Here is an 11,559-nt window from a genome sequence, read left to right on the forward strand (position 1 = left end):
GTACATCGCCTTCATCGTCTATGGCAGCCTGGTGCCGCTGGATTTCCATCCGCTGCCTCTCGAGCAGGCCTGGGCCACGTTCCAGAACTTGCCGATGCTGCAACTCGGCATCGAGAGCCGCGCCGACTGGGTGGCCAACGGCGTACTCTACTTCCCCGCGGGCTTCCTGACGGTCGCCCTCTTCGGGCAGCGCCGGGCGCTGCTGGCGCGCTTGCTGGTGCCTTTCGGCGCCATGCTGTTCTGTTTTGCGCTGGCGCTGGCGGTCGAGTTTACGCAACTGTTCTTCGCGCCGCGAACGGTGTCGCTCAACGATGTGATCGCCGAATTCATCGGCACTGTCCTGGGCATCGTTGCCGCTTGCTATTGGTCCGAATGGTTCGGCAAGATGCTCGCCGCTCTGGCCGGCCGGATGGGTCAATTGACGACCCGCGCCTTGCAGTTCTACGCCGTGGCTTACGTTGCTTTCAGCCTCTTCCCCTTCGACTTCGTGCTCTCCGGGGCGGAACTCGCGGCCAAGCTGGATTCGGATAGCTGGGGCTGGTTTCTTGCCAGCGACAGCAGCAACCGCGGGATGATCATCCTGGCGGCCAAGCTGTTCGCCGAAATGCTGGCCGTGATACCCATCGGCCTGCTGCTCGGCCGCCGCAACGCGGCGAGGCGGAAGCCTCCCACCCACCATGCGCTGCTCTACGGGATGTTCCTCGGCCTGCTGATCGAGGCGGCCCAGATCCTGGTCTTCTCGGGAATCAGCCAGGGCGCCTCGCTGCTCACCCGTGCCGCCGGGATGTATGGCGGCGCGCGCCTGTGGAGCGAGCGGGCGCGACTGCTCGACCTCCCCCGCCACCCGGCAAGCAAAAGCCTGGCCCTGCCCCTGGCGGTACTCTACCTGATCGCGCTGGTGGCAGTGAACGGCTGGTTCGATCATGCGCGGCACGGCCTGGAACGCGCTGGCCAGACGCTGGCCGAAACACGCCTGCTGCCCTTTTATTACCATTACTACACCACCGAGCAGGCGGCGCTGCTCAGTCTGGTTTCGGTGGCGCTGATGTATGCGCCGATCGGCGTCCTGACCTGGCTGCGCCGGGGGCCGCCGGCCCTCGCCTTGTGGACCGCCGCGGTGATGGCGACAGGCATCGAGTCGAGCAAGCTTTTCCTCGCCGGTCTCCACCCGGACCCGACCAATGTCTTGATCGCTGCGCTCGCCGCGTGGTTGCTCGCCAGGCTTCTGCAAACGCTCGAGCTGGCTTCGACCCGGAACTGGGCGACCGACGCCGAAGGCGACGACCCTGTGTCCACCGCCCAGTTCGCGCTGCCGGACGGTGCGTCTGCGGCGGCAGCCAGGGACGGCCGGCTGCCGCCACGCGCCGGGTTCGCCCTGGCCGTTACTGCGCTGCTGACGGCCTGGATAATCATCGACTTCCCGTATCGCCCGCTGCTTGTGGTGCTGGCACTTCTGGCCTACGCCGTGGCGCTCTGGTTCAACCCGCGCCTGCTCTGGGCGGCCATTCCTGCGGCCATTCCGCTGCTCGATCTGGCGCCGTGGAGTGGGCGTTTTTACCTGGATGAGTTCGATTTTCTGATTATCGTCAGCCTGGTGATCGCCTACGCTCGTGTCCCGCCGGCGCCTCCACGCTCCTACCGGGACGTGGTGGGATTGGCCGTGGCGTGCCTGATCGCGGGGATTTTTGCCATCGGCACGCTGCGCGGCATGCTGCCGCTGCCGCTGACACTGCCCGATGCCAACAGCTTCAGCAACTACTACAGCCCCTACAATGCCCTGCGTATCGCCAGGGGCGCTTTCTGGGCCCTATTGCTTCTCGCCCTGAAGCACCGATTCACGGCCGCTGGCATCGACATTCGTCTCCCCTTTGCCCGCGGCATGGTGCTTGGACTCGCCGGAACAGTTGCCGTCGTCATCTGGGAGCGCTTGGTCTTTCCCGGGTTATTCAACTTCACCGATATCTATCGGGTGACCGGCCCGTTCTCCCAGATGCACACCGGCGGCGCCGACATCGAGACCTACCTAACCGCTGCGCTGCCGTTCGCGGTGCTGCTCACACTCCAGTCCCGCTCGCTCGCCGGACGCCTGGGTGGCAGCGTCCTGCTCCTCGCGACCAGCTACGCGCTCGCCGTGACTTTCTCGCGAGTGGGGTATGCCGGCTTCGCGGTGGCGCTGATCATCATCTGCCTGGCTGCCTTCCTGCAGCGGCGGCCAAAGACCCCCGAAACTTCCACAACGGCTTCCCTAGAGCCAGCAGCGGAACGCCAGCCAGCCAGCCACCTGCCCGTGGCCCGGACAAGAATCTATCGCTGGGCAGCGCCGCTGTTGCTGACAGCCCTGGTGGCGGTAATCGCGCTGCCGATCTACAGCGGCTCGTTTGCCAGGGAACGTCTGGCGAGCAGCGGCTCCGACCTGACCGTTCGCCAGGCCCATTGGGCAGATGCCCTGGCGCTGCGCGACCCGGGTCTGCTGACCACCCTGTTCGGCATGGGCATCGGCCGCTACCCGGAAACCCACTACTGGCTCAGCAGCCAGGCCAAGGCGACCAGTTACCGCCTCGAGAGCGAGGGCGGCAACAGCTTTCTGCGCCTCGGCACCGGTCAGCCACTGTACATCGAGCAGTTCGTCCGCATCGAACCCGATCGGGAGTACCTGCTGCACGTGGACACCCGAAGCCCGCAAGCAGGCGGCCAGCTCTCGCTTTCCCTGTGCGAGAAACTGCTGCTGACCTCCGGGCGCTGCGTCAGCGTCATCGCCACCCAGCAGGGCTTGGACTGGCAACAGCACGAACTGCATTTGAACAGTGGCAAGATCGGCAGCGCAACGTGGCTGGCGCGGCCGCCGGTAAAACTCTCGCTCTACAACGCCACCGGGACGCGTATCGATATCGATAACGTTCGGCTGCTGGGACCTGACGGGGAGCCGATGATCGACAACGGCGACTTCGCGCAGGGGCTGGATCTGTGGTTCTTCACCGTCGACCAGGACTTGCCGTGGCATATCTGGAGCATGCCGGTCGCCATCCTGTTCGACCACGGCTGGCTCGGCCTTCTCGCCTTCGGCGTGCTGCTGGCGTTGGCAATCAAGCGAACCGGCAGCCGAGCCTGGCGGGGAGATCTGCTGGCCGCGGCCAGCCTGGCGTCACTGGCGGGGGTCCTGGTAATCGGCACCCTGGACACGGTTATCGATACGCCGCGATTCCTGCTGCTGTTCCTGCTGCTGACCTGGTTGGGATGGAGTGGAAGGAATTCCCCGCGCCGCAACGGCGGTTGACGCCTCGGAACTTGTCGGGAAGCCGCGGCTTTTGACGCCAGTGTTCAACCGGCGCGCGGACAAGCGCGGCAGCTTTCTGCAGCATAGCGCACGCTTCCCCGGGTGCACTCGACCAATCGCGGGTACGAAAATGGCCGCGACCGCTACGCTCTCCAGCAAGTTACAAATCTCCCTCCCCAAGGCTGTCCGCGAGGAGCAGCATTCGGCGGCGGACCAGGAGTTGGTGTTCATTCCCCAAGGCAAGGGCGTTCTGGTCATGCCGGTGCCCGAACTGGCCCAACTGGCCGGTATCGCCAGGGGGGCGCGCACGGAAGGCCACCGCGACCGCCAGGATCGCTACTGATGACCCAGACAGCTCTACCCGTAGTCGATCTCCCTCGGTCTGGATCGAATGGCTGACCGGAAACGCACTTGGCAAGACACTGGGCAACGACTGCCGGACACGGCGCTCTGGCTTGTGCCGACGATCGTACAGCTCGAGCTGTCGAAATGGCTGATGCGAGAAGTCGGCGAGGCACAGGCTGACCAGGTCATCGCCTACACGCAGAAACCTGATTAGCAACCAATTTCAGCCAAGGGCGTCCGCAGTGTGCGGAGCCGGTATAGACTATACGCACTTACGATCACTGCCTCGACGACCCCGCCACGCCGATGAATCGAATTCAGCGGCTCTAACCAGACCCTGTCGAGTCCGAATCTTTCGACCAATATGGACCGAGTTTCAGTGCGGAGCCGCGCCTCAGGAAACGCGCCTGCCGGAGGGCCCCCGCCCCCTTGCTGCGCCACGTCGGCGCACTGCGTTCTCGGTGGATCAACACGGTCCTCGGGAACTTCAAGACCAGTCCGTCCGGCAGCTTCCACGAGTATGCTGCACGCTACGTGGCTGCATTTACCTACCGCTTCAAGCGTCGATTGGATCCCCGCACCCTGCTGCTGCAGCGCTTACTCGTCGCTGCCGTTCGCTGTGGCGCGCACCCCGAGCGCACGATTCGCATGGCGAAGGTTCGTTGCTAATCAAGAAAATAAATGAAGAGCCAACCATTAGTCGTTGATCTTGATGGAACTTTGCTGCGTTCAGATTTGCTGGTCGAGTCTGGTTTTGCCTTCCTTCGGCACAATCCATTGCGGGCACTGGCACCCTTGTTCTGGTTGCGGGCCGGCAAAGCCAACCTGAAGGCTAAATTGGCGGCCGAAGTATCGCTTGATATTCCAGCGCTCCCCTACGACAAACAGGTCATCGCCTTCCTGGAACAAGAGAAAGCGGACGGCCGCACTTTGGTGCTCGCCACCGCAAGTCATACTGCTTACGCAGAACGGATCGCTACTCATCTTGGTCTGTTCGACCGTGTATTTGCCACCCAGGGAAATACCAACCTCTCTGCACGCAACAAAAGAGACCTATTGGTACGCGAGTATGGCGACAAAGGTTTCGATTACTTGGGTAATTCCCGCGATGACTTGATTGTATGGTCCGCGGCAGACAAGGCCTACCTTGCCAATCCGGAATCGGGGGTGGAACCTGCGGCCGCCCGGCTTGGTAACATGGCGCAAGTGATGCGCACGTCTGTCCATCCCTGGCGCGCCTGGATGAGGCAGTTGCGCTTGCACCAGTGGGCGAAGAACGCGCTGATCTTCGTCCCTTTGCTTGCATCTCACCGGGTCGCCGAACCCGAACTCCTTTTGACGGGCTTGATTGCCTTTTTGATGTTCGGCCTATGTGCTTCGAGTGTCTACCTGCTGAACGACCTGCTGGATCTCGAAGATGACCGCCGGCACGCGACCAAGCGGTTCCGCCCCCTGGCTTCCGGTGATGTGCCAATCAAAGCGGCCCTGATCGTGTTGCCAGCCCTGCTGCTGGGTTCGTTTGCCGGGGCTGCATTGCTGCTCCCATTTCAATTCTTCCTGGCCTTGGCTGCTTATTACGCATTAACGCTTGCCTATTCGCTGTGGCTAAAACGCATCATGGCCGTGGACGTTATTATTTTGGCAATGCTGTACACGGTACGTGTCGTTGCCGGTGCGTTTGCGCTCGAGATCAGCCTGACATTCTGGATGCTGGCTTTCTCAATGTTTCTCTTCCTAAGCCTGGCGCTAGTAAAGCGCTACGCGGAATTGCGTGAGTTGCAAAATGGGGACGAGTTCGAGCGCGCTCGAGGGCGTGGTTACTACCCTAACGATCGGAATATGATCTCTTCATTGGGCTCGGCTTCAGGTTACCTGGCAGTTATGGTCCTGGCACTTTACATTCAGGATCAGGCGACCTTGCAGCTGTATGCTCACCCGAAAGTGATTTGGCTTGCATGCCCGTTATTGCTTTACTGGATTACGCGGATCTGGATGGTTACTCACCGTGGCTGGATGAATGAAGACCCCGTGGTTTTTGCTATTAAGGATCGCAACAGTTGGCTGGTCGGCGTTCTGTTCGCCGCTGTTTTTTGGTTGGCAACATGAGTGACAGTCTTTGCCCATGGGGAGGTTATCCGGCCTTTCCGCAAACGGCCAAACGGTGCCACTGGCGTTCTGTAATCAAGCAAGTACTGGCGCATATAGTTGCGCAACACGGCGGTTTTCTGCCTTTCGGCAATGGCCGTTCGTATGGCGAAAGTTGCTTGGCCGCCAGCGCCCAGGTGCTACATATGCGGCCGCTGAACCGGTTCATTGCTGCAGATTGGGAAACTGGCCTGATTCGTGTCGAGGCAGGGGTGACCCTGGATAAACTGCTGGCACTGGTGATTCCGAAAGGCTGGTTTCTGCCGGTGACACCCGGCACCAAGTTCGTCACCCTGGGCGGCGCTTTGGCCAATGACGTCCACGGTAAGAGTCACCATGTGCGCGGAACCCTTGCTTGTCACGTCCCGCGTTTCGGTCTGATAAGAAGTGATCGCCCCCCTCTCATCTGCTCGCTGCAGGAAAACCCGGATCTCTATGCGGAAACCATAGGTGGGCTCGGCTTGACCGGCATCATCGACTGGCTCGAACTGCAGCTCGTACCCATCCGCTCCAGCCAGATTGACGCCACGCATGTGCCTTTCGATACGTTGGATGAGTTCTCCGCACTCTCGCCAGAAGTCGACGGAAAGTACGAGTTCACCGCAGCCAGGATCGACCGTCCGCCGCAGGGGAAATCGGCGGGCCGCAGTATTTTTATGGCCGCTAACCACGCACCAGATGGGTCATTGATATTCAACGAGCAATTTAAGCCAAATATCCCCATTACCCCGCCGTTTTCAACAATCAACCGCTTGTCGTTACGCCTCTTCAATAGTGTCTATTTCCGAGTCCACCGGGCCGGGCGCCACGATAGCCGTATCAACTACGAGCCGCTTTTCTACTCCCTTGAACGCATCTTGAACTGGAATCGCATATATGGGCGACGCGGTTTTAAGCAATATCAAAGCGCGCTTCCATTGACCAATTCGTCGGCGGCGACCCGAGAGATGCTTGATGCTATTCCTGCAGTGCATAGTGGTTCATTTTTTTCCGTACTGAAGCTTTTCGGCAGAGTGAGGTCGCCCGGCCTGCTTTCGTTTCCCATGCCGGGGGCCACACTGGCGCTTGATTTACCGCAACAGGGTGAAGTAACTGCACACTTGTTCCCAAGGATCGAGCGATTGTGCGCGAGGCTGGCGGTCGCCTCATGTCGCGTTTCTGGCACTGGCCGAGGGTAATGTCGTGACGCCCAACCTTAGCTCCTCTTTAAAACTCTTCACTATCGTACCCGGAAACCAGAATCCGTTTTATGCACTAGTGGCGCTCACCATCGGGCTGATATCGATTCTGCTCTTCGTGCCGGTTTTTCCGGTGATGCCACGCCTAGGTCTTGATCCCTCGTGGATATTGGCGGTCAACGAAGCAGCAGCGCAAGGGCTGTCGTTTGGCACAGAAATATTGTACACGGTAGGGCCTTTCTCATCTATTTGGTCGCAAGCCTATCACCCTGAAACGATCCAGCTGACAATAATGGGCGGCTCACTCATTGCTGTCGGCCATGCGTTTCTGGCGTACAGGATTTCTCGCGCAAGTCATTGGCTCTGGTTCTGCGCGTATGCACTGTTTCTCGTGTTTCTAATGGAATCCAGAGATGCATTGTTCCTGATCTATCCTGTGCTCATGATTTTTTATATTTACCGTGTATCGTTGCCACCTTCGCATCACGATCGGATTGAATTCACGCGTGGCGATTCAATTTTTCTGGTACTAGCGGGTTCATCGCTAGGTCTGCTTCCTATCATCAAGCTTTCGTTTGTACCTTGCACCCTAGTTGCCTGCGTGGTCGGTTCGGTTCTGCTCTGGAGGTCTCGGCACAAGTTAGTGGCTGTTTCGATGCTCGTGCTGCCAGCAGCATCTATGCTCTTGCTCTGGGTTGTTGCCGGGCAAGACATTTCGGTACTCCCGGACTATTTCATCAACAACGCCGCTATCGTTTCCGGGTTTACGCAGGCGATGTCCAACCCCTATAATTTCCATAGCTTCTTACCACTAGTTTTGTTTGTATTTAGCTCACTGCTGATTCTCTATTTTTTCTATATCCAACTAGTAATCGGAATAAATTTTGAAGGACTTCTTCTATGGATAGCGATTGCGGTATTTATTTTTCTGTCGTTTAAGGCGGGTTTTGTCCGGCACGATGTTCATGCGCTTACGGCGAGCTCATGTATTGTTATAGCTGCGCTGCTGCTGGGAGTTCTTCGTGCCGTTGATTATCGGCACGTCGCCATAGCCATTCTAATAGCGAGTATCACTTGGTCTGTAATGCATAGTCGATATTCAGCTACGTCGTTCGAATACTATAAACCCCTCAGCAATCGCCTGCTCACAATGTTGAAGGATAGCTTTATTGGAAATGATGCACAAATGTCGCATCAGGAGCAGTACTACGCACATCTGAAAGAAATACGGAAGCGCTTCCCTGTCCCAGAACTAAATGGCCAAGTCGACATCTACCCCTATGAACTTTCGGCGTTGATCGCGTCGTCCAACAAATGGTCGCCACGCCCAGTCTTTCAGAGTTTTTCAGCTTACACGCCCAGTCTAGCCGCAGCCAATACCAATCACTTATCGGGACCGAAGGCGCCTGACAATATTATTTTCGGACTAGGTACGATTGATAATCGATATCCAAGCATGGATGACGGAGCTAGTTGGCCGGCGTTACTAGCCAATTACGACATCAGCGAGGCAAGGGAACAGTTTCTGATATTGAGCAGAAAGCCGACGTCGGAGCAAGTCATGACGCCATTTTTTTCGAAACAGGCTCTGCTGGGCGAAAGCGTAGAAGTCGGCATTCAACAAGGCATCATTTATGCCAAGATTGAAGTACTTCCGTCACTCTTGGGAAAAATCATGAACTTTTTGTATAAACCGACGGCCTTGCAGTTGTCCGTCCAACTGTCCAATGGCGAAATGAAAACGCATCGTTTCATTCCAGGCCAAGCTGTTTCTGGTTTTGTTCTATCGCCTTATATCGATAGCCTGAATGATTTTGCGAGGCTCTGGGAAAGTCCAGAGGCGGCCGCTGAATCAAGGGGTGTTGATAGCTTCCGGATCGACGAAAACGCATTTTTCATTGGCATGTGGGCGACCAATTATTCGGTGCAGCTTTACCACTTAAAACGGCCAGATGATGCTTTCGGTGGAGTTACAAAGAAATGAAAGCAATTGCTGTTTTTGGAGCGACATCGGCCATAGCCGCCGCGTGTGCGCGATGTTAGTGGCGGCCAATGCAGTAAGAGGCATCCAGCAAGGCGAAGAGTTCCACGCTTTCGCCAAGGTGATCAGCACGGTTCCGCGGCCGTTTGTGCCTCGCCTGATGCCCGATCTGCCGCACGAGATCTTGAAGAAGTTTCAGGGCACGAAGAACATCGCGGTGGTCTGCGTCATCGCAAAGCTGAAGAAACCGGTAACTGATAACTTCTGGTTGAACACCGACGATCCGGAAATGGATATCCCTGGCTTGGTCGAATACAGCAATCTACGCCCGCTGGAGCAGCACATTGTTTACCTGCCGTTCTATATACCGGCAGACCACCCGAAGTTTGCGGAAGCGGACAGCGCTTTCCTGGACAAGGTTAACCGCTACCTGCGCAAGATCAATCCGACACTGGTGGAGGACGATTTCATCGAATTGCGCGCCAGTCGGTACCGTCACGCTCAGCCCATTTGTGAGCCGGGCCACCTGCATAGACTGACGCCTGTAGCCCTGCCAGTGGAGGGCCTGTGGGTCGCGGAGACGTCTTACTATTGCCCAGAAGATCGTGGCCTCTCGGAGAGCATCGAGTTTGGCCGCATGATGGCGCGACTGGCGACAGCGTGATCCGTGCTTTCGCCTCCCGACAGTTCGTGCTGTTCCTGCTGACCGGCGGCACCGCCGCGGCAGTCAATTTTGCCAGCCGAATTTTCTATGGCCGGTGGCTTGACTATTCGACATCAATCATCGTTGCCTATTTGACCGGCATGGTGACAGCCTTTGTGCTGGCACGCCTGTTCGTGTTCACGGAGTCTAGCCAGGGATGGCATCGTTCCGCACTGATATTCACCTTGGTCAACATACTGGCGGTGGTACAAACCTGGGCTATCAGCATGGGGCTGGCCTATCATGTGCTGCCCTCTATCGGCGTCACTCGTTTTTCCCGAGAAATTGCTCACGCTGTAGGCATCGCGTTCCCCGTATTCACGAGCTATCTTGGCCATAAACACTGGTCGTTTCGTTGATGCATGGATTGAAGGTTGGGCGCGCTGTCATTGCCTTCTTGCTGATGACGATTGCGTACATTGGCACGCTCCTGTGGGTCGATCAGGGCAAGGGCCTGTTTTCCGGAATCCACCGGCTGTACTCGGTGCTCCCGACCTTGGTGCTAATTTCTCTCCTGTCGTACCTGGCTCGCTATGTGCGTTGGCACTGGCTGCTAGCCCGGGCAGGCGTATCAATCCGGCCTTTACGAGGATTTGTCGCTTACCTCGCTGGCTTCGCCTTCACCGCAACGCCGGGCAAGGTCGGTGAACTACTGCGCATTCGCTATTTTCAACCTATGGGTGCGCCCCCCGCGTTGGTGCTTTCCACATTCGTCTATGAACGGGTGTTCGATCTGATAGTGGTTCTTTGCCTTGCCGGCATGGCGGCCTCCGATTTCGGGATATTTCCGCTTGTACTGGTGTTCGTATTGCTGATTCTGTCCACGGTGTTTCTGTTGGCCAGATATCCCGGCTGGCTGTTGCATATGGCCCGCTATCTGGAACGCCGACAGATGGGTCGTTTGGCACGCCTTGCAGATCTTTTTGCACGCGGATTCGCGCACACGAAGGTATGGATCACGCCCCTGGATGTGCTTGTTTCTCTCGTCACCGGGCTGGTCGCGTGGGCGCTGACGGCGTATGCATTTGTTTTGCTGCTTGACCATCTCGGACTGGACGTTCCTGCGCTGCTGGCGTTTTCTCTTTATCCCGTAGCCATGCTTGCGGGGGCGGCGTCGATGTTGCCAGGCGGGATTGGCTCCACGGAGGCAGTTCTGATCCTCCTGCTTGCTGGGCTTGGCGTCGGCCTGGTGAACGGTACGATAGCTGCCATTGGTGTCCGACTTGCGACCCTTTGGTTCGCCACTTTGCTGGGATTGATTTCGATACTGATTCTTGAATCCATTCTGAAGCCTGACGGTAAAAGTACGGGGCCAAGTTTGGGGACGCGTTGAGAACGCATACTTGGCGGCCGCTTGTTGCTGCCCTGTAGACGGTTCTCGTCAAGGGAGAAAGCCAGGCTGTACTCGGTAGCCCGCTGTTCAGCTTACCAAGACCACGGTCTCTATGAGAACATACGCCCCTCGCCGGTCGACGTGGTGACAATAACGGCGCCACGCATCTCGGCTGCGGAGCGCTACCGACACAAGACCGCTTGCTCTCTTGGCCCGGACCGGCTGAGCTCCGGACCGACGTCGTAGCGAGAAAACCACAAACTCGGAATCAGCGATGAAAGACAAACTTTCCGGCCAGGTTGATCTGACCCGCTTGCTGGACCCGGCGTCCGCGAGCGAGCTGATCGCGTCTCTCGGCCTGCACGGTGCTCTGACAGCGCGTGAACCCACTGCCACCTGCGCGATGAGCGGATCGCCACGCTTCCTGGACCAGGACGACGCCAGTACCGCGCGCGAATCCGGACCGGCCGCCGGACTGCTCAGCGCCTGGCAGAAAAATGGCAGCGAGGTGTGCGCCCACATCGGCGGCAGTTACGCTTTTGCCATCGTCGATGCGAGACGCGAATGCGTCTTCCTGGCGGTCGACCGCTTCGCGGTGCA

7 protein-coding genes and 4 pseudogenes are annotated in these 11,559 nt (G+C 58.2%); all 11 read left to right on the plus strand.

Going from position 1 to position 11,559, the window contains the following annotated elements; genetic code table 11:
- On the plus strand, positions 1-3,274 hold a 3,274-nt coding region (locus RUW20_RS07640), incomplete at its 5' end, for a VanZ family protein (RefSeq protein ID WP_313951613.1).
- Positions 3,275-3,404: 130 nt separating this feature from the next.
- Entirely contained in the window at positions 3,405-3,617 is a 213-nt protein-coding gene (locus tag RUW20_RS07645; protein WP_313951614.1) for an AbrB/MazE/SpoVT family DNA-binding domain-containing protein, read from the plus strand.
- A gap of 43 nt (positions 3,618-3,660) precedes the next feature.
- A pseudogene (locus RUW20_RS07650) lies at positions 3,661-3,824 on the plus strand (VapC toxin family PIN domain ribonuclease); the annotation flags it as partial.
- A gap of 254 nt (positions 3,825-4,078) precedes the next feature.
- Positions 4,079-4,288, plus strand: a pseudogene (locus RUW20_RS07655) (IS1595 family transposase); the annotation flags it as partial.
- A 12-nt stretch (positions 4,289-4,300) separates the two neighbouring features.
- Complete coding sequence (locus tag RUW20_RS07660) at positions 4,301-5,725, plus strand: UbiA family prenyltransferase (RefSeq protein ID WP_313951615.1); 1,425 nt, start codon at positions 4,301-4,303, stop codon at positions 5,723-5,725.
- A complete protein-coding gene (locus RUW20_RS07665; RefSeq protein WP_313951616.1) occupies positions 5,722-6,942 on the plus strand; it encodes an FAD-binding oxidoreductase in 1,221 nt (406 codons plus the stop codon). The genes RUW20_RS07660 and RUW20_RS07665 overlap by 4 nt, the downstream gene beginning before the upstream one ends.
- Before the next feature lie 4 nt (positions 6,943-6,946).
- The gene (locus tag RUW20_RS07670) at positions 6,947-8,926 is read left to right on the plus strand and encodes a hypothetical protein (protein WP_313951617.1); all 1,980 of its coding nucleotides are present in this window, start codon (positions 6,947-6,949) and stop codon (positions 8,924-8,926) included.
- A 100-nt stretch (positions 8,927-9,026) separates the two neighbouring features.
- Positions 9,027-9,587 (plus strand): annotated as a pseudogene (locus RUW20_RS07675) (FAD-dependent oxidoreductase); the annotation flags it as partial.
- Positions 9,584-9,985: a GtrA family protein gene (locus RUW20_RS07680; RefSeq protein WP_313951618.1), complete on the plus strand. Its 402-nt coding sequence runs from the start codon at positions 9,584-9,586 to the stop codon at positions 9,983-9,985. The pseudogene RUW20_RS07675 and the gene RUW20_RS07680, both read left to right, overlap by 4 nt.
- Positions 9,985-10,959 (plus strand): lysylphosphatidylglycerol synthase transmembrane domain-containing protein, encoded by a 975-nt coding sequence (locus tag RUW20_RS07685; protein ID WP_313951619.1) that lies wholly within the window; start codon positions 9,985-9,987, stop codon positions 10,957-10,959. The genes RUW20_RS07680 and RUW20_RS07685 overlap by 1 nt, the downstream gene beginning before the upstream one ends.
- Before the next feature lie 274 nt (positions 10,960-11,233).
- Positions 11,234-11,559, plus strand: a pseudogene (locus RUW20_RS07690) (asparagine synthase); the annotation flags it as partial.

It is taken from the genome of Accumulibacter sp. (assembly GCF_032229525.1).
Taxonomy (GTDB): domain Bacteria; phylum Pseudomonadota; class Gammaproteobacteria; order Burkholderiales; family Rhodocyclaceae; genus Accumulibacter.